The organism is Planctomycetaceae bacterium (assembly GCA_041398825.1).
In the GTDB taxonomy this organism is placed as follows: Bacteria; Planctomycetota; Planctomycetia; order Planctomycetales; family Planctomycetaceae; genus F1-80-MAGs062.
Genome location: JAWKTX010000012.1, coordinates 41,593 through 59,473 on the forward strand (window position 1 = coordinate 41,593; position 17,881 = coordinate 59,473).

Consider the following 17,881-nt stretch of genomic DNA (forward strand, 5'->3'; position numbering starts at 1 on the left):
GGCTGCGGCTGATTCTGACCGTGGTGTACTAACCCTCAACCGCCTTCGCAACAACAATCAACGATTCACCCGTTCCACACGGGACCGCTCCCCACATTTCCCGGCCATGAGACTGCTGACGGGGCGGCATTTCGGTGCGAAAGCGGGGGCGCAGTATGTCCTTCCGTGATCCCCGGTCAGGAAAAAACAATGGAACGGCGGGAACGGGCCGAGCGGGCGGTCCCGGCGGGGGCAAATCCCGGCGATGCTGTCCCCTCACACAGTGCAGGGTTTCGCTGAGCAAATCCGGAGACAGTCGTGTACCCCGGGGAGCGAAGGCTCGTCGTCAGGCGGATTTCAGTTGAGGCGGGTCGAAGGGCTGGCCTGATTGCAGGCAAAGGCACAGTTGTTCCCAGAGCGAACCGGCACTTCGCACATTTGTTCTTTGTGACAGACTCCCGTCGGCAGACGGGATGGCGTTCAGAATTCGTCTGGCAAGCGGGCCCTTCGACAGGATTGTCTCGAGAGCCCTGGAGCAGTCCGCCTCCAGATCGGGGGATGTCTGTTGTATCAGGTGCTGCCAGATCTGCTGCATTGTGGCGGAATTGTGCGGGTATCCCAAAAGGCTCAGATATTCGGTGTTCGTGATCCGTGCCTGATCGGCATCCTGAATTGCGAGTGCCAGGATTTGGTACAGTGGCTCAACCGGAATGGACCTCTGCTGCGCTGAGCTGCTCCAGCGTTCGTCACACAGGGCCTTCAACACGCCGACAGCGGCCTGCAGAACGGCGAGGTCTGCGGCGGGACATTCCTGAATATCGATCACTCGAATTTCAATCGACCCGCGACCGAATCTTGCGATAGCGCCTCGAGAGTTCAGAAATTCATCCCGCAGAACACCCTGTGGATCCAGCGGAGCAATATCATCGTACATTCGCTGAAAGATTTGTGCCCGATAGTCTTCTTCAGTGAAGACGGGTTCCGGAATGATTCGACCGGCCAGCGAGGGAACTCTGGCAGAATTCCCCTGGTACACATTCAGGCGGTTGTCCAGTGTTCCGGTCAGCTTATTGTCCATTGCAGGAGAGCTGGCGGCAATGGCAGGCAAAATCGGCAGCAACAGTCGAATGGCAGCGTGAAGACGTCCGAATTGTTCATCGCCATTGAATGGCAGATTCAGGTGCACGCTTTGAAGATTTGCCCAACCGTGGCCACGGCAATCGAAGATGCGGTTGTAGGTTTCGTACACTTCGTTGTATTCGTGAGGCCAGAGTTTCATTTCCGCATCCGGATTCATCCATGGATGCATGGCCGATGGCATCAGCTTCGCCGCTGGTTCGATCAACGACAGGTGCTGGTTGATGCGCTGCACATGTTGATGGAATAAGCCTGCCAGTCCGCGAAGACCGGATTCCGGGGCGGTTGTTTTCAGTTCGACAACGTGCAATGCGAGTTCGTTGGACCATGAGATCTGACCGAGATCGATTTCGGATTCGATCCGACCGCATTCTGCCCGGATGAGTTGATCTGTGATCGGGCGAACGTCCAGCGACGCAGCGTCCACGATCATATATTCCAGTTCGACACCAAATGCTTCGAACAGATTCAGGCGGCGTGGTTCAGGCGACATCATAACGGGCTCTCTTGTGCTCCATTCGACGAACGAACACTTCCACAATGCGGCGGTAGAGTTCGTCCTTCAGCACAGCATCTTCCACACCGGCGTTGATATTGGGATTGTCATTGACTTCGATAACCACGAACCGCCCATTGGATTCCTTGACGTCAACTCCATACAGCCCGTCACCGATCAGGTTGGCGGCTTTCAGAGCCGACTTGACGGCTTTGGCTGGTGCAAGTTCGACGGGCAGCGTTTCGACTTTACCGTAGCGACCACTGCCGTGCGTTTCCTGACGAATGATCTGCCAGTGTCCGGGAGCCATGTAGTAGCGGCAGGCAAAAAGTGGTTTGCGATCCAGAATGCCAATCCGCCAGTCAAAGGTCGTTGGCAGATATTCCTGCGCCAGCAACAGATCTGATTCGCCAAAAAATTCATCCAGTCGCGACTTCAGTTCCTCACTGGAATGGACTTTGACAACGCCCATGGAAAACGAACTGTCAGGCTTTTTAAGCACGCATGGAAAACCAAGCTGCTCACCAATCTGTCCGGCATTGTCGCGGTGAACAACGATGGACTTTGGAATATCCACCTTTTGCCGCGTCATCATTTCGGCCAGAAAGACCTTGTTTGTACAGCGGCAAATGGAAACCGGATCGTCGATGACCACCAGACCTTCACTGGCCGCCCGGCGCGAAAACCGATAGGTATGATGGTTGATCGCTGTGGTCTCGCGGATAAACAGTGAATCGAATTCCAGCAGTCGTCCGCTGTCATCTCGTGTGATCAGTTCGGCATAGACGCTTTGTTCCCTGGCGGCTTTGATGAACTTCTTCAGGGCCGTGGGATCGGACGGCGCGTTATGCAGTTCGGCCGGATTGGTCAGGATCGCCATATCGAAACGCGTTCGTCGGGGTGATTTGACCGAGGCACGACGTGAAAAATACCGCGTTGCGGATTCGGCCACGAATTCTCGATGTGATTCGGGCACTTCGGACCCGGCCACGGCTGCGACACGACGAATCTGCCAGCGTCCGTCACGGCGATTCAGTTCGAACTTCATCAACGGGACAGGAAACAGGTTGAATAAATGCTGGGCGAGGCGTTCGTAACGTTTGGCAAAGTTGCGGCCAAAATAGATGCTCAGCGTGAAGTCATCCGAAGTCAGGCTGGAGAGGCTCTGCTGCAGGATTTCGTCGACTTCATCTGGTATCAGTCTGGAAACGCCACGCGACTTCAGATCCTGAACCGTGATCACACCGGGCAGGGGCTTATGACCACGTGCTTCGGCCAGCAGCGAGACGTAATACCCCAGACTCTGATAGCGGTAGGACCGACACAGATTGAAAACACGCGTCGCGCGTGTCTTGCCGGCCTGATCGAGCGTTTCCGGAGAAGTTAAGTAGGTCCAGGCATCGATCTTATCGACGCCCGGGATTTCAAACGGCCAGTCGTCCGGGTGGGACGTGACTATCAAGACGGGCATTCGTGATCCTGTTCACAAGCCGCTCGCAGCCGAAACAGGTGATGCTCCACCCATTCTTGATCGACTGCGCCGGCGGAAGTTTAACGTCCGTCCGTCCACGTCAAATGGCGACTTGCCCATTCCAGGAAAAAATCGTGATCCTTTTCTACAAGTCGGACAGCGGACATTTAAGGGAGAACCGTTGATGGAATCACAACTGCGGACCGCATGGCGTACCACGCAGCAATGCGACTCGCCATTGTCTGCGTCAACGCTTCAGGGCTGTGCCGCATGGCCGAACTTTCACAGGTCGGTGGCTCGTCATGCAGTGAAACTTCTTCAAGCGTAACGACCGAATTGCAGTTGCCGCCGGACGTGCCCGTGGTCTGCAGGTTGCCAATGTTCCAGGAAGCGGACGTGGACGAGATGATCTGTTGCGTCTGTCCATCCAGAATCGTCAGGCGTAAGGTTGCAGCAAGCGGAGAGTAGGGACGGAATTCCATAACCCGAATCTGAAGGCACCGCGCAGGAGTTTCCGGCACGACATCGACAACAGTCGGAAAGACCGGGGATTCCGGCGGCGTGATTGAGTGTGGTTCCTGAAATGAAACGGTAATCACATCCTGGGAAGAGGGCATGAACTCCTGCGGAGCACTGGGGTATGCGACGACCGGTTGCCATGCGACACAGTGCGTGCTTGAGACGGCTAATTCGATCTCCCGTGCCACAAGAGTCGCAAGCCGTTCGGAAAACCGGACCTGCACGGGATCAGCCGCACACTGCACGGCGAGCCCCAGAACCTGTGGTGCACCTGTCGACGCGTCCCACGGGCTGAAACGTTGTCGGACAGGAGAACGGCCGACAGGTGCTTCGGGTACCGTTTCGCATCCGGTCGAAACCAGAAGAAGGCTCAGGAAAACGGAGGCGAAGAATGGCGTCAGAACATCAGCACGTTGCATGGAACGACGGCCTCCATCTGCTGCGGGTCCGGAAAACAGCCCGAATGGTCACGGGCGCCGCTGTCCCTGCAACAGAGAGGCAGCATTCAACGAATTTGATCAGCCACTGACGCTTTTCCACCGCGATTGGCGAGTCCTGTTCTGTCGGGCAACCCGCTTTGCATACAGCCTTAATTCATTTGCGGATCAAGTGGTGGAATCGGCTGCAACGGTGACTGTGCGCCCACAGAACCCGACTGCAGCATCTGCTGAAGCTGGTCGAACATCTCCCGCTCCGCCTGAATCTGGCGGCGGGTAATATCTTCGCGGCGCTCACTCTCCGATTTATAGTAGTTCACGTCCGATGACAGTCTCTGAACCTGTCGGTTCATGGATTGCATGACATCCGCCATCGCCGAGTTGGTTCTTTTGGCCGATTCAATTTGTTCTTTGAGGTCGACAATTTCTTCCTGCAGCTGATCCGTTGCGTTTCGACATTCCTGTAATTCGTTATCTGTCACAGCCATCGTCGGCATCGGCGGACACGCTCCCGGATTCACCATGACAGTCGACGGCACTGCGGGAACAGCCATCGGCGCAGCCGTTTGGGGATTCGATCCTGCTTGTTGTGTTGCCCACGGCGCGCTGCAGGTGGGCGTCTGCACAGCGGTCGCTATTCCTGCGCAGTGGGGACATTCCTTTTCCTTCTTTATTCCGGGCCACGATGCACAGCCCGAGGTGGAAGCAAAGATTGCTGACACCAAAAGGCCAGTGGAAAGGAGCGAAGAAGCTGGAAATCCAAAGTTCATGACCTGCATCCGTACCGTGAGAACCACGAAAACGTTCAATCCTGATGGATGTATCGGTCAGCGAAGCAATGCCAATTGTGCGGATTGAATGACGAAGACCCGCCGCATGGGGAAAGCCCCATGGGGTCAATTGCCCAGTCAGTGGGTCCACGCTTTCGGGACTTGCCCAACCTTGAAATTGAATGGCAAAACCAGCGGAATGGCACATTCGCTGTCCGAGTCACGCTCGAAAAGGCGGCCCCGAATGCAGGTCAACGATGGTTCGAAGACCGGCCTCTTCGCAGGGCCCCCCCCACCTCAGGGAGTTCGAGTAAATTGCGAGACAACGTCTTCGAGTGCTGCGGAATAGGCTGCCAATGCTGCCGCATCGAAGAGCACAAAGCGAGTTAATGCAGGTTCTTTGTGCCATTTGATGAAGTCGACGATTGTCTTGAGTGACGTTCGTGCGGCCAGATCCAGCGGATATCCATAGACCCCTGTGCTGATGGCAGGAAAAGCGATACTGCTGCACTTGTGTTCGAGCGACAATTTCATGCATTTGCGGTAGGCCGACGCAAGCATCTGAGGTTCGTTGTCTCTTCCGCCGCGCCAAACCGGTCCCACCGCATGAAAGACATGTTTTGCATTCAGGTTGCCGGCCACGGATTCCACTGCGTTTCCGGTCGCACAGCCTTCCGGGTACCGAGCATTGGTGTCCTGCATTATCGCTGGTCCGCCGACACGATGGATTGCGCCGTCGACACCAGCACCACCGGCGAGCCCGGAGTTGGCTGCGTTGACAATTGCATCGACTGACTGCTGGGTGATATCGCCCTGAACAAGTTCGAGCTGGCAGTTTCCAATATTTACTTTCATGAACCCCTGTCCGTCCACTTTCGAAATTCTGCGATTCAAATCCTGACCGGCCCGCGTGCAGGGAAATCGAGCGAATGCACCTGCCGAACAACTCCCCCCCGCGAACCTGCGGACCCTGCCTCTCCATCAGCGTTCATTGGGCGTCCGATGCCGAATGGCCTGCCCTCCGCTGGTGTTTATCAGAAGCGAAGGTTGATCGTTTGGCGACTGGTTGCAACGGGTTGGTCACACGAAATCATCTGTTTTCGTAACTTTGCGACATGAACGGCCACCGCATCTGCTGCCACTCTGTGATCAGGGGATTCACTGAAGGCCTGTCGATTGGCAAACTGAAGAGCAGTGATCTTGTAGTCCTGACGCAGCACCTTGTTCGCAATCCAGGAGACAAAAGGACCGACAAAACGAGTGGGCCATCCCAGTTGATATCGCAGCTGGATGAATGCCAGAGTCTGGCCGCCGTTAAGTGGACCAATGGGAGTGCAGGCGATCATCGCCAGAAAACGCGGAACGCGGTTGATGGTGTAGGTCACACGAACCAGATTCGGTAGAAGAAATTCGTCCGTATGCTGCACGCCAACCGAGTCCCCAAACAGATAACTCATGCCCGGCCCGACTTTCTCGTGTCGTTCTGCATAATCCACACGAACACCCTTCGCATGGCTGGTTATGGTCAACTGATGGTCGGTCGGTTCGCCGCTGCTGCGGATGATTCCATCGTGGACAATCGCGGTGTGCGTGGGATCCATGAAGTTGTCAATGAGCAATTCTTCGGAGGTTGCAAATTCAAGCATTCTGAACCTGCGGGGCCAATGCTCGAAACTGCTCAAATCCGGCAACGAGCTTTCGCTGGACAACGTCTTGCAAAGCGAAATCCAAACGAATCCATCCGCTTCGCGCAATGAATAAACGGGGATTCTGGAACAAATTTTCTCGGCCGCGCACGAGTCGCTCGGAACGGAAGTCACTTTCCCGGTTTGGTCGTACTGCCAACCATGATACGGGCAAACGAGCGTGTTTCCGGAATAGTCTTTCACTTCGAGGGGAGCTTTTTGATGCAGGCAACAGTCATCCATGGCATGGATGCAATCGTCTGTGTCTCTCCAGATCAGCAGAGGGCGGTCATAGATTCGTCGTCTGAGCGCACGTCCGCGTCGAAGTTCGGTGGAGAACGCGATGGCGTGCCAGAAATTCTGCAGGTAACCAATCGATTCAATCACGGGAATCGCGAATCCGGATAAGATTGTTTGCCAGACGGACACTGCGTCGAACGTTCTCAGGCTTTCAGTTGATCCACAGTGTACTCAGACTGCTCACAACGGTTAAGTTTCAGCACTTCGACTTCCGTCGTAATCTCCGTTTGCAAACGATCGATCGTGTCAGAGAAATTCTTTCAGCGAATTAACTATTCTTCCAGCACAGAAGACAGCGAAGCCGAATTGAGTGCGCTTCGGCTGTCCGATTCGGATTCTGTTGTCTGCATCACCGGTAGCGGCGCCCGATCTCTGGATCTGCTGACTGCAACACCGGCACGCATCGTCAGCGTTGATTTTTCTGCGGCCCAGAATCACCTGCTTCAGCTCAAGATTGCCGGATACCGTCACCTGGACTATCAGGACTTTCTACACTTCACCGGCTGCCATTTGTCCCCTCGAACAGAACAACTGGCAGACCAGATGCTGTCGTATTTGCCCGCCGACAGTCGCGAATTCTGGAAGCAGAACAGGCCGGCTCTCAAAGGAGGCCTGTTGTATTGTGGCACCTGGGAAAAACTGCTGCGACAAATGTCGCGGGCCACATGTCTGCGGCAAAGACACGTCGATGGCTTGCTGAATGCGGCCGACCTTAATGAGCAACGCGACTACTGGCGTCAGCACTGGGCGGGGTCTTTCTTTCGCAATTTTCTTCGAATCCTGTCAAACCGGTTTCTGTGGACAAGGATCATTCGCGAACCCGGAGCACGATTGATTCCACGGGAATTCAATGTTGCGGACTATCTCTATTCGTGCCTTCAGCAGATGGCAAATCATTCGCTGCTGCGGGAGAATCCCTACGCAAACCTGATTTTCTGCGGCAGGTACACAACGCATTGTCGGCTGCCAATTCATCTGCAGGAAGAGAACTTCGAACACATCCGGGACAACCTGGATCGTATTCACATTCACACCGCCCCGATTGATACATTTCTTTTGAGTCAGGAGCGATGCTTTGACGCTTTTTCGCTATCGGACTTTGCATCCTATGCAACCCCGGAAGCCTACCAGAACATCTGGCGGGCTGTAGCTGGTGCGGCCAAACCGGGTGCACGTTTTTGCGAACGGTTCTTCCTTGTGAAGTACGAACAGATGAACGCGTTGAAAGTTCGAAATTCTGAGTTGGAAGAACAGCTCAGGAAAATGGATCACACTTGTCTGTATACATTTCACGCCGGCGCGTTAGCCGGAGCCATTGGAGAGGATCGCAATGAGCAGCAGAGGAATGAGCGGCAGAGGGATGAGCAGTAGAAATCGGATCAGTGTGGTGAACAGGACGGGGCCATGAACGCAGAAATAACTGCTGCAGAATTCTGTGTGCCGGGCGACATACAAACTGCCGAACAACTTGCGACACTGCTGAAGTGTGACGTCGACTGGCTGGAAAACAAGATGGGCGTTGCCACGCGTTACACCTGCAGGCCGGGTGATGATCCTGCGTTCTTCGCCAGCATCCCGGCTCGCCGGGCAATGGAACAACGCGGCGCACCGGATTTGATAATCTATGCAAGCGCGACGGTCCGACAATTCATCCCCGACACTTCCGTCTTTGTTGCTCGCGAACTGGGGCTTGATGGTGTGCCCTGCTTTTGTGTTCATGCCACCTGCCTGTCTTTTCTGATTGCACTTAACCATGCCAGTCTCGTGATCGATGCCGGACAGTGTTCCAGGGTGTTGATCGTCTGTGCAGAAATGGCCACACTCAGTCGTGATATTCGTCATCAGGAATCTGCAGCGTTGTTTGGCGATGGTGCTGCAGCCGTCATGGTCGAACCGAGTGAGCGGAAATCGGGGCCGGTTTACTATTGCCAGAAGACCTGGCCGGTTCATGCGGAACTCGCTCAGATTCGTGGAGGTGGATTGCTTCGACATCCCGAATTCGCGGAAACGACACCGGAAGATCACCTCTTCCAGATGGACGGCGACAATCTGCTTCGGGCGACCCTGCCCAGACTCAAGCCGTTTCTGGACGATTTTTTTCGTGACGCCAGCATGACGCCTGAGTCTGTGGACTGGCTCATTCCCCATCAAACTTCGGCCGCAGGTATGAAGGTCCTGCCACGGCTGGGGATTCCGGAAGACCGTACGATTGATATCTTCGCTCGATATGGAAACTGCGTATCCGCATCCTTACCGATGGCCCTGGCCGTGGCCGTTCAAGGCAACAAAATTCAATCCGGTGATCTTGTTTTGTTTCTGGGGAGCGCGGCTGGCCTTTCGCTGGGCGCCATGCTCTGGACGTGGTGATCAACCATGCAGGAAGAATTAGAATTGCAGGAAACCCGACGAACCGCCGTGCAGCCGACCCACACGAATACTGATTTGATCGAAATGGCCAAACGTTCGCTGGGGTCCGGCCGACGAATTCTGATCACAGGTGGCACCGGCTTTGTGGGTTCGGCACTGGCACAGGTGCTTTGTGACGCCGGAAATGATGTGACCATAACAGGACGCAGCCGTTTCCGTGTTCGCAGTGACGGTCGATTTGTCGCAGCCAACATTTCTAATTCGGAAGAGGTCGATGAACTGTGCCGCGATCAGGAAATCATTTTCCATTGTGCGGCAATGACATCACCATGGGGATCGCTTCACCAGCACCGCTCTGTGAATCTGGATGGCACAGAAAATGTCGTTCGAGCCTGCGTGAAACATCAGGTGCAGCGATTGGTTCACGTCTCTTCAACGGCCATCTACTTTCAGTTTCGTGACAGTGATATTACCGATGAAAGCCCGCTGCCATCACGATTCAGTTGTGCGTATGCTCAATCGAAAGCTGAAGCAGAACGTGTTGTTGAGGCCGCCATTCAAAACGGGCTGAATGCTTACATCGTTCGAGCTCGCGCTGTGTTTGGACCGGGAGACAATGCACTATTACCGCGTTTGATCCTGGCGGCTCAGCAGGGTCGGCTTCGGCAGATTGGTAACAATCTGTGCGATCTGACGTACATTGATAACCTTCTGGCCGGCCTGATTCTGGCGGCTGATGTGAGACGCACCGTTGGTTGTTGCACCATTACAAACAATTCGCCCGTCCGGCTGTGGCCGCTGCTGCACGAGGTGCTTGCAAAGACAACGGAAGGTTATGATCCGAGTCGCCAGATTCCCCGATGGCTGGCGATGTTGTTTGCGCGTGGCATGGAGTGGAAACATCGTCTGCTGAAACTTCGTGGAGAACCAGGTATCACGCGGTATTCCGTTGGCCTGCTTGCTCACCAGCAAACATTTACATCCGCTGCAGCAGGAAGAGACCTCGACTATCAACCGATTGTATCCGTGGAAGACGGCATTCAGCGCACCCTGACATCCATGAAGCAGAGGCCTCTGCTTTCCGGTACCCATTCGCCGCAGGTCACGGTTCGATTCTATTCGACCGGCTACATCGAATTCGGTCGACATCGCGCGGATCGTTCAGGCTCAAAGGAACGCACTCGTTTTCACGCAACCATTGCATTGATTACGCATCCCCGGTTTGGTTCGATTTTGTTCGATGCTGGATACAGTCCTGATTTCTTTGCTGCAACGCAGCGCTGGCCGTATCGCCTTTATCGCTGGGCAACCAAAGTCCACACGGACGAACACTGGACACCGAAAGCCTGGCTGCGTCGAGAAGGAATTGCCCCGGAAGATTTGCGGCTGATTCTGGTTTCGCATTTTCACGGCGATCACATCTGTGGTCTGAACGCGTTTCCGAATGCAGAATTCATTACACTCGCCAAAACCTGGGAGATGGCGCGTCACCGAAGTGGGTTCGATGCGGTTCGGCGGGGCATTCTTCCCGACTTAATTCCACGGGATTTCGGAAACCGAGTTCACACGATCCATGAACTCCATGACCCGGGTCTCGGTGATGGTCAGCTGAGAACGTGCCACGACTTGTTTCGAGATGGCAGTATCAGGTTGTTTAACCTGGATGGACACGCGCATGGTCAAATGGGAGTGCTGCTCAATACCGAAGGAGCAAAGCAGGTGTTTCTGGTCGCCGATTCCTTCTGGACTCGCACAGAAATTCAACGCCGACTCAAACCGACACGCGACTTTCGAATGATTGCTGATCACTATCGGGCTGCTTTACGAACCCGGGAGTCGATTTGCGATCTCGCGCAGCAGGTCCCGTCAATCCAGTTCGTGTGCACGCACTGCCCGGACTTTGCCAGAGAACAGCAGTTCGACGAAGTGCTTTTGAGTGTACGGGAACGGCCGCCTCTGATGATGCAGATCAACACCATGGAAGAATGAAGTCTTGCAGCGACTGTATTTGACGCAGTCTCTGGAGATTCCGATGGACATCAAGGACGTCGTTCAGGATGAGAAAACGACGTGCCGCTGAGAATCCCATTTCCCATTCGGATCACTTCAGTATGGTCAAATTCCTGCGATTGGTGCCCCACTGGGAACGCAGCATGAAATGTCCTATAACCATGTCTGAATTGGGATGGTTCCTGCCTGAAACTTTTCAGTGGCTGGATCGGCCGGATACCAGTTCGGTGGTGGTGTTCTGACGGTATTCGAAGCCGTTCCGCGAGATTGGCCGTTCCACGAGATTGAAGGAGTGCGTGTTTCTGATGAGTCAGACGTTTGTTGCAGGAGTTCCGCGCGAGGCGGATCCGGAAGAACGCCGTGTCGCCCTTGTTCCCCAGTCTCTGCCTGCTCTGAAAAAGCTGAATGTGGACGTGATTCTGCAGGCGGGAGCGGGTGAGGCAGCCGGGTTTCCTGATGCGTTGTACCGCGAGAAGGGCGCGACCATTGTCGATGATCGTGATGCTGTCTATTCTCAGGCTGGCATCATCCTTCAGGTGCGAACACTGGGTGCCTGCGGAGATTATGGAGACGCAGATGTTGGCCGGTTTCGCTCCGGACAGGTGGTCATCAGCGGTTGTGAACCGCTCTGGTGTCCTCAGGGCGTTCAGCGAGCCGCGGCATCCGGCGCGACGATTTTTTCGCTGGAGCTGGTCCCGCGGATCACGCGTGCACAGAGTATGGATATTCTGTCTTCGATGGCGACAATCGCCGGCTACCGAGCTGTCCTGCTGGCCGCAACCGCCGCGCCGAGAATGTTCCCTCTGATGATGACAGCAGCCGGCACACTAAAGCCGGCCCGGGTCATGGTGATTGGCGCCGGAGTCGCCGGTTTGCAGGCAATCGCATCGGCCAAACGACTGGGGGCTGTCGTGCTTGGCTACGACATACGTCCCGCGGTTCGCGAGCAGGTGGAAAGTCTGGGCGGCAAATTTGTGGAGCTGGATGTCAAGGCAGACGATGCCGAATCGAAAGGCGGCTACGCCAAAGAAATGTCGGACGACTTTTATCGACGGCAGCAGGAAGCATTGAAGAAAGTCATTGCAGAATGTGATGTGGTGATTACCACAGCAGCCATTCCCGGCAGGAAAGCGCCAGTGCTGCTGACAAAAGAGATGGCCGAAGCGATGGCGCCGGGATCTGTGATTGTGGACATCGCGGCAGAACGAGGTGGTAACTGCGAAGTGACGGTGCCGGGACAGACCATTCAGCACAATGGAATTACGGTGATTGGTCCCGTGAATCTGGCCTCCAGTATTCCTGTCCATGCGAGTGAAATGTTCAGCAAGAACATCACCACTTTTCTCACACCGCTGATCAAGTCCGGAGAGCTGAAGATTGATCTGAATGACGAAGTCCTGCGTGAAACACTGGTTGCCAGGGATGGTGAGGTTGTGAATCCACGTGTTCGAAGTTTGCTGGAGCTTCCCGATCTGGCCCCGGTTACTGGTACGACGTGAGAGAGATCGGCCGACTCACTGAGGCTTCCGGGACCGAATCTTCCTGACCCGGTCATTTGGAAGTCACTCACCGCATTCGCGACGTTTGCGGAACCGTTTGTTGGGGAGACAAGGCGGTTGAGCAGGATTTGAGAGCGACTTCCAGAGATTCCTCAGAAGCAATCGCAGGCACCGACGGATCGAATCGGCCTGAATTTCAATCCACAATAGCAATCAAGAGTTTTCAAGAACGACGAAACCATCGGAGTCTGTCCATGACACCACTGATCTTACTTCTTGCCGACGAATCACCAGCCGGGGAACGGGCAGCCGAAATGCTGACTGAGGCAATTGCCGCCGCGCAGAATTCAGGCAGCAGCACCCTGTTGCTGTTGTTGACGATTTTTGTTCTGGCGGTCTTCGTTGGTACGGAAATCATTTCGAAAATCCCTCCCACGTTACACACGCCCCTGATGTCGGGATCGAATGCAATTTCCGGGATCACACTTCTGGGTGCAATTCTGGCCGGCGGGAATGACAGCGGAACACTGGCCACAGTTCTGGGGATGGCGGCTGTGATTCTGGCGACGGTGAATGTCGTTGGAGGTTTCGTGGTGACAAATCGCATGTTGTCGATGTTTAAGTCCCGGAAATAGCAAGAGACTGTTTCACTGACTTCAGAGATTCGTAAAGAAACTGAATTTCCGCAGAAAGACTGATGTGAACACGGCATTGATCGACTTGTGTTATCTGATTTCGGCAGTGATGTTTATCATCGGCCTGAAAGGCATGACTCGCCCCAGAACGGCGGTCCGCGGGAACCTGATCGGGTCGGCAGCAATGCTGCTGGCCGTCATTGCAACCCTCATGCATTATCAGGTGGTGAGCTATGCTGGCCTGATCGTGGGAATGCTGATCGGCAGCGTGATCGGAGTCATTCTGGCGCTGCGAGTTGAAATGACCGCCATGCCGCAGCTGGTGGCGTTGTTCAATGGACTCGGTGGTGGTGCTTCGGTACTGGTCGCCGGGGCATGGCTGGCCGGAAAGGAATTTGCAGGTGATCTTGCAGCAAACAACAGTGTCGCCGACGCTCTGACGGCGACGGGGGCATCAGGCCTGATCGGTGCGGTTACCCTGTCCGGAAGTCTGGTTGCCTTCGCGAAGCTGCAGGAACTGAAGTTCATTCGTGATTTCAATGCCCCCTGGCAAAAGCCGGCAAATTTGTTCCTTGCGGGCGCGTGTATTTTGCTTTGTGCTTTGATGGTGCTGCAGCCAGCGCATGCACAGGCCTACTTCTGGATCATGTCGCTGCTGGCACTGGCGATGGGTGTTTTGCTGGTCGTTTCGATTGGCGGTGCCGACATGCCGGTGGTCATTGCACTCTTGAATTCGTATTCGGGAATTGCTGCTTCGGCGACGGGGTTTGTTCTTCAAAACAACCTGCTGATTATCGCGGGTTCCCTGGTCGGCGCTTCGGGTATTCTGCTGACGCGCATTATGTGTACAGCCATGAATCGGAGCCTTGCCGCCGTACTGTTTGGCACGCTGCAGGCAAAGACAAAATCGAAATCCGATGACGATATTTATGCCAACGTGAAATCGTCTTCGGCCGAAGAAGTGGCCATGATGCTGGAGGTTGCTCAAAAGGTCCTGATCATTCCCGGGTACGGTATGGCTGTGGCTCAGGCCCAGCATGCAGTTCGAGATCTGACCAACCTGTTAACAGCACGCGATATTGATGTTGAATTCGGCATTCATCCGGTCGCCGGTCGAATGCCGGGCCACATGAACGTTCTTCTGGCAGAAGCAGACATTGCCTACGAACGGCTTAAAGAGATGGACGAAGTCAATTCCACGATGGATCAGGTCGACGTCGCGATTGTGCTTGGTGCCAATGACGTCGTGAACCCATTGGCCCGAACAGACCCTGACAGCCCCATTGCCGGAATGCCCGTCATCGATGCCGATCGCGCCAGGACAGTTGTCGTGGTGAAACGAAGTCTGAGTCCCGGATTCGCAGGGATCGCTAACCCATTGTTTGCGATGGACAACTCTCTGATGCTGTTTGCGGACGGCAAGCAGGCCATTGTCGACATCGTGAAAGCGCTGCAGGAAGGCTGACGTTGGATGGCAGACGAATCGTCATTCACAGTACTTGCTATCGACGTGGGAAACACGAGAGCCAAATTCGGTTTGTTCCGTTGCAAAGTTGGTGCAAAGTCTGAATCTGCATCTGAGAAACACGAATTCGGCTCAGCAAACAGGCACTCTGCGGCATCCCCGATAGAGTCAGTGCCGGCAGCGATTGCGATTGTGGCGAGTGTTCTGGAAAAAGCCGTTGCGCCTGGTGAGATGCTCCGTGAATGGACACGCTCCCTGCCCTGCGACTTGCCGAAAATTGCTGTGGTTGCAGGCAGCGAAGTGGACCAGCGAGATCAATTGGTCTCCGATTGGCCGCTTGACCGCTGCCGACCGGTAGTGATCGATCATTTCGGCCAGATTCCCATCGGCGTTGATGTCGAGATGCCGGACCGAGTGGGAATCGATCGATTGCTGGATTGCTGGGCAGCATGGCAGATGACTGGTTGTCGAAACGCAGTCATCGCAGTGGATTCAGGGACCGCAACGACGGTGGATCTGTTGACCAGCGACGGGATTTTTCGCGGGGGAAGCATTCTGCCCGGCTTGCGATTGTCGGCCCACGCAATGCATGACTACACAGCAAGACTGCCTTTGTTGAATACAGATGCAGAACAAATCGAGCTACCCTTGCTGCCCGGCCGCAACACTGAGGATGCCATGAGAGCCGGCTTGTTCATTGGACAACTGGGAGCTGTCAGGGAACTTGTTCAGCGTTTGAACGAAGCCAACTGTCGAATCGGCAGAACGACATCAGGATCGCCCGTCGCAACAGAATTGGCATCAGGACCAGAGACATCAACGCCTCCATCGTTGTTTGTCACGGGAGGCGGAGGGCGACAGCTCGTTCGTCACCTTCCAGGTGCTTTATTCGTGGACAGCCTTGCATTACATGGTCTTGCCATGCTCGCACCGATCGAAGTGTAGCCTCCAAAACACGTTCTCGATGCTGACTGTCCGTTAAGACACCGGGACAGGAAAGCAGGACGACTGGAAACCTTCGTGTTTTAAGGTCTCCTGCTCGAGCCAGCCCCGTTTTTCACTGGCTGCTAAGCTAAGCTATCAACGACATCGGGAGTCTGTCTAACTCCGGCGGTATTCACGTTGAAATCCATTACGAGAGGTCTGGAATCTCATCGTTGAATTTGGGGGGCTCGCCCGGTTTTGAATCCCGATAAAAGTTGGTGAGGTCAATGCCGCCCCGCTGTTCCATTTCGAGAAGCTTTAATCGCTGCTCTATCTTATTCAGTCGGGACTCCAGGAACCCTGGAAGTTTTTCTGTTTCATCGGCACTGCTGGATCGCGGGACAGCCGGATAGCCAAGCTGCCGCTGCAGTGCGGCGAAGAAGTAGAAGGGATCGCGGCCAATATTAGCCTTCGCAATGCGTCCCTCCTGATCCCCAAAAAGATGAACTCGCTCTGTCGCACCATTGTCCGAACGGAATGCCCCCTGCTGAAGTCTGGTGTAGTATGCCGACGCCGCATAAACCATCTCGGATAATTCTCGAGCGCCCAGATCGCGACGCAGATTCATAATCCACGTCTTCCATGGCTCGTCGTAAATGGGGTCCCTGGAGATGGCAAGCAGACCGTCGTTGTAACCCAGTCGATTGCGGGCTACACATTCAAACTGAAAAATAAACATCCCCGCTTTGACTGGATTCTTCGTCCGATACTCCGCTTCGTGTTCCAGAATCTGCAGTGCGATTAATTGTTCGAATCGCGAAACATCATCCTCCGCGCGACTCATAACAAACGCCTGAAACGGGGTGAAGTAGTGGGAAAGCCGAGTCATCGCATCGCTCACCCTCCCGCTGTGAAGAATTTCTGTTCGGAGAAAATCGATCGCCATCGGCAGGCGGGTTGTTGCCAGCAGCTCTTCCTGGATTGTCTGCAGAAACTCCTGTGACGGAACATTTTGCTGCAATCGCTCCCGATAGATGCGAAAGAAGTACTGCTGTTCCACGTATTCTTCGCGATCAAGCATGGGATGATTTTTCGGTGCTGGAGTCAGGTGATTCGGAACCCGGTTGACCAGAGGAAATCTGATGTGACATCCGGGAATCGTCGGCAGACCGAGAGGCAGGCGATTCAGCCTCATTCGTTGTTTCTGTGGAAGCCTGCCTTTGTGCTCTGAGAATCTGCATCCGATCGATCGTCATCGCCATCAGCGCCAAACCGATCACAACGATCAGTTCCACTGCGAGAAGGCGGTTCGCGTTGGCATCGAGCCATTGCGCGAGCGGCGCTTTCTGGTCACTGAATAACAAGGCAATCAACGATAAGATGGTGATGATGAATACTGCTGTTGCGGGAACAATCAGTTTGAACAACAAACCGGGACGAGAACCTGGTCCGCGCATGGCATCTCACATTTCATCGAACATGCAAAAACAGGCAATGAACAAGTCAATGCGTGAAGACAGATAATCCGCTGAGCTGAACAGTCAACAGGGCAAAATTCACGACAGGGCAGAACTCACAACGGGTCAGAATTCACGACTGGGCGGGCAAATTCCGTGGGGCTTCAATCGCCGAAGAAATCCTGAAAGCGTTGAGTGATTTCCTCGGGTGACAGATCTTCCACGTGCGTCGCCACGGTCCATACATGGCCCCACGGATCGGTCAGTGTGCCTGAGCGATCTCCGTAGAACTGATCGCACAAGGGCCGAAGTTCGGTGCCGCCGGCTTCAATGGCCGCCGCAAACACTTCGTCGACATTCGGAACGTAAATTAACAGACTGACGGTGGTCCCCCCGCGTGTTTGAGGCCCCAGAAAATCCATTTCGGGATGTTCATCCGCCAGCATCACGTGGGAATTGCCAATTCGGATTTCGCCGTGGCTGATTCGGCCTTCCGGATCCTGCAATCTCAGAACCTCTTCAGCACCAAAGGCTCGCTGATAAAACTCAATCGCCTCTGACGCACCTTTAATCAGCAGGTACGGGGTGACCGAATGATAGCCGCTGGGAATCGGAGAAACCGGGGTGTTCACGGAGTTGGTTCCTTCGCGAAAAGAACTACGGAAGACGCTGCGGGAAATTGATGCAGCCATAGTGTACGATCTGTGACCTGTTTCGAAAGCCACTTCCG

General features: G+C 54.7%; 16 protein-coding genes. 7 read left to right on the top strand and 9 right to left on the bottom strand.

The features are described from left to right. Positions 1-325: 325 nt before the first annotated feature. From R3C20_20030 to R3C20_20055, 6 genes are all read right to left on the bottom strand, one after another. Positions 326-1,612 (bottom strand): glutamate-cysteine ligase family protein, encoded by a 1,287-nt coding sequence (locus R3C20_20030; protein MEZ6042795.1) that lies wholly within the window; start codon positions 1,610-1,612, stop codon positions 326-328. After that, positions 1,599-3,083, bottom strand: a complete 1,485-nt coding sequence (locus R3C20_20035; GenBank protein ID MEZ6042796.1) for a RimK family protein — start codon at positions 3,081-3,083, stop codon at positions 1,599-1,601. The genes R3C20_20030 and R3C20_20035 overlap by 14 nt, the downstream gene beginning before the upstream one ends. Before the next feature lie 167 nt (positions 3,084-3,250). Next, entirely contained in the window at positions 3,251-4,021 is a 771-nt protein-coding gene (locus tag R3C20_20040) for a hypothetical protein (protein MEZ6042797.1), read from the bottom strand. A 170-nt stretch (positions 4,022-4,191) separates the two neighbouring features. After that, the gene (locus R3C20_20045) at positions 4,192-4,593 is read right to left on the bottom strand and encodes a hypothetical protein (GenBank protein ID MEZ6042798.1); all 402 of its coding nucleotides are present in this window, start codon (positions 4,591-4,593) and stop codon (positions 4,192-4,194) included. Positions 4,594-5,106: 513 nt separating this feature from the next. Continuing rightward, on the bottom strand, positions 5,107-5,664 hold the full coding sequence (locus R3C20_20050) for a macro domain-containing protein (GenBank protein ID MEZ6042799.1): 558 nt from the start codon (positions 5,662-5,664) through the stop codon (positions 5,107-5,109). Between the two features lie 179 nt (positions 5,665-5,843). Further along, on the bottom strand, positions 5,844-6,881 hold the full coding sequence (locus R3C20_20055) for a Rieske 2Fe-2S domain-containing protein (GenBank protein ID MEZ6042800.1): 1,038 nt from the start codon (positions 6,879-6,881) through the stop codon (positions 5,844-5,846). Between the two features lie 156 nt (positions 6,882-7,037). Between R3C20_20055 and R3C20_20060 the strand changes: the two genes are divergently transcribed. The 7 genes from R3C20_20060 (at position 7,038) to R3C20_20090 (ending at position 15,715) form a co-directional block, all read left to right on the top strand. Next, the gene (locus R3C20_20060; GenBank protein ID MEZ6042801.1) at positions 7,038-8,165 is read left to right on the top strand and encodes a DUF3419 family protein; all 1,128 of its coding nucleotides are present in this window, start codon (positions 7,038-7,040) and stop codon (positions 8,163-8,165) included. 33 nt (positions 8,166-8,198) lie between these two features. Continuing rightward, positions 8,199-9,161 (top strand): 3-oxoacyl-[acyl-carrier-protein] synthase III C-terminal domain-containing protein, encoded by a 963-nt coding sequence (locus R3C20_20065; GenBank protein MEZ6042802.1) that lies wholly within the window; start codon positions 8,199-8,201, stop codon positions 9,159-9,161. Positions 9,162-9,167: 6 nt separating this feature from the next. Then, complete coding sequence (locus R3C20_20070; protein ID MEZ6042803.1) at positions 9,168-11,150, top strand: NAD-dependent epimerase/dehydratase family protein; 1,983 nt, start codon at positions 9,168-9,170, stop codon at positions 11,148-11,150. A 326-nt stretch (positions 11,151-11,476) separates the two neighbouring features. Next, positions 11,477-12,670 (top strand): Re/Si-specific NAD(P)(+) transhydrogenase subunit alpha, encoded by a 1,194-nt coding sequence (locus R3C20_20075; GenBank protein ID MEZ6042804.1) that lies wholly within the window; start codon positions 11,477-11,479, stop codon positions 12,668-12,670. Between the two features lie 254 nt (positions 12,671-12,924). Further along, positions 12,925-13,305, top strand: a complete 381-nt coding sequence (locus tag R3C20_20080; GenBank protein ID MEZ6042805.1) for an NAD(P) transhydrogenase subunit alpha — start codon at positions 12,925-12,927, stop codon at positions 13,303-13,305. A gap of 64 nt (positions 13,306-13,369) precedes the next feature. Further along, a complete protein-coding gene (locus tag R3C20_20085; protein ID MEZ6042806.1) occupies positions 13,370-14,770 on the top strand; it encodes an NAD(P)(+) transhydrogenase (Re/Si-specific) subunit beta in 1,401 nt (466 codons plus the stop codon). A 6-nt stretch (positions 14,771-14,776) separates the two neighbouring features. Then, a complete protein-coding gene (locus R3C20_20090) occupies positions 14,777-15,715 on the top strand; it encodes a type III pantothenate kinase (GenBank protein ID MEZ6042807.1) in 939 nt (312 codons plus the stop codon). A gap of 187 nt (positions 15,716-15,902) precedes the next feature. Here R3C20_20090 and R3C20_20095 read toward each other — a convergent pair whose 3' ends face one another. The 3 genes from R3C20_20095 to R3C20_20105 all read right to left on the bottom strand — a co-directional run bounded on the left by R3C20_20095 (position 15,903) and on the right by R3C20_20105 (position 17,843). After that, complete coding sequence (locus tag R3C20_20095; GenBank protein ID MEZ6042808.1) at positions 15,903-16,775, bottom strand: hypothetical protein; 873 nt, start codon at positions 16,773-16,775, stop codon at positions 15,903-15,905. Continuing rightward, positions 16,768-17,151: a hypothetical protein gene (locus R3C20_20100; protein MEZ6042809.1), complete on the bottom strand. Its 384-nt coding sequence runs from the start codon at positions 17,149-17,151 to the stop codon at positions 16,768-16,770. The genes R3C20_20095 and R3C20_20100 overlap by 8 nt, the downstream gene beginning before the upstream one ends. A 164-nt stretch (positions 17,152-17,315) precedes the next feature. Beyond that, positions 17,316-17,843 carry a VOC family protein gene (locus tag R3C20_20105; protein ID MEZ6042810.1) on the bottom strand — a complete coding sequence of 176 codons (528 nt, stop codon included), beginning with the start codon at positions 17,841-17,843 and terminating at the stop codon, positions 17,316-17,318. Positions 17,844-17,881: the final 38 nt, after the last annotated feature.

What these genes read in the sequence shown, in the direction of transcription:
- R3C20_20040 (MEZ6042797.1), bottom strand. Translation starts at nt 4,021, where the DNA reads ATGCAACGTGCTGATGTTCTGACGCCATTCTTCGCCTCCGTTTTCCTG.
- R3C20_20045 (MEZ6042798.1), bottom strand. Translation starts at nt 4,593, where the DNA reads ATGGCTGTTCCCGCAGTGCCGTCGACTGTCATGGTGAATCCGGGAGCG.
- R3C20_20080 (MEZ6042805.1), top strand. Translation starts at nt 12,925, where the DNA reads ATGACACCACTGATCTTACTTCTTGCCGACGAATCACCAGCCGGGGAA.
- R3C20_20030 (MEZ6042795.1), bottom strand. Translation starts at nt 1,612, where the DNA reads ATGATGTCGCCTGAACCACGCCGCCTGAATCTGTTCGAAGCATTTGGT.
- R3C20_20050 (MEZ6042799.1), bottom strand. Translation starts at nt 5,664, where the DNA reads ATGAAAGTAAATATTGGAAACTGCCAGCTCGAACTTGTTCAGGGCGAT.
- R3C20_20100 (MEZ6042809.1), bottom strand. Translation starts at nt 17,151, where the DNA reads ATGCGCGGACCAGGTTCTCGTCCCGGTTTGTTGTTCAAACTGATTGTT.
- R3C20_20090 (MEZ6042807.1), top strand. Translation starts at nt 14,777, where the DNA reads ATGGCAGACGAATCGTCATTCACAGTACTTGCTATCGACGTGGGAAAC.
- R3C20_20065 (MEZ6042802.1), top strand. Translation starts at nt 8,199, where the DNA reads ATGAACGCAGAAATAACTGCTGCAGAATTCTGTGTGCCGGGCGACATA.
- R3C20_20070 (MEZ6042803.1), top strand. Translation starts at nt 9,168, where the DNA reads ATGCAGGAAGAATTAGAATTGCAGGAAACCCGACGAACCGCCGTGCAG.
- R3C20_20095 (MEZ6042808.1), bottom strand. Translation starts at nt 16,775, where the DNA reads ATGCTTGATCGCGAAGAATACGTGGAACAGCAGTACTTCTTTCGCATC.
- R3C20_20035 (MEZ6042796.1), bottom strand. Translation starts at nt 3,083, where the DNA reads ATGCCCGTCTTGATAGTCACGTCCCACCCGGACGACTGGCCGTTTGAA.
- R3C20_20075 (MEZ6042804.1), top strand. Translation starts at nt 11,477, where the DNA reads ATGAGTCAGACGTTTGTTGCAGGAGTTCCGCGCGAGGCGGATCCGGAA.
- R3C20_20105 (MEZ6042810.1), bottom strand. Translation starts at nt 17,843, where the DNA reads ATGGCTGCATCAATTTCCCGCAGCGTCTTCCGTAGTTCTTTTCGCGAA.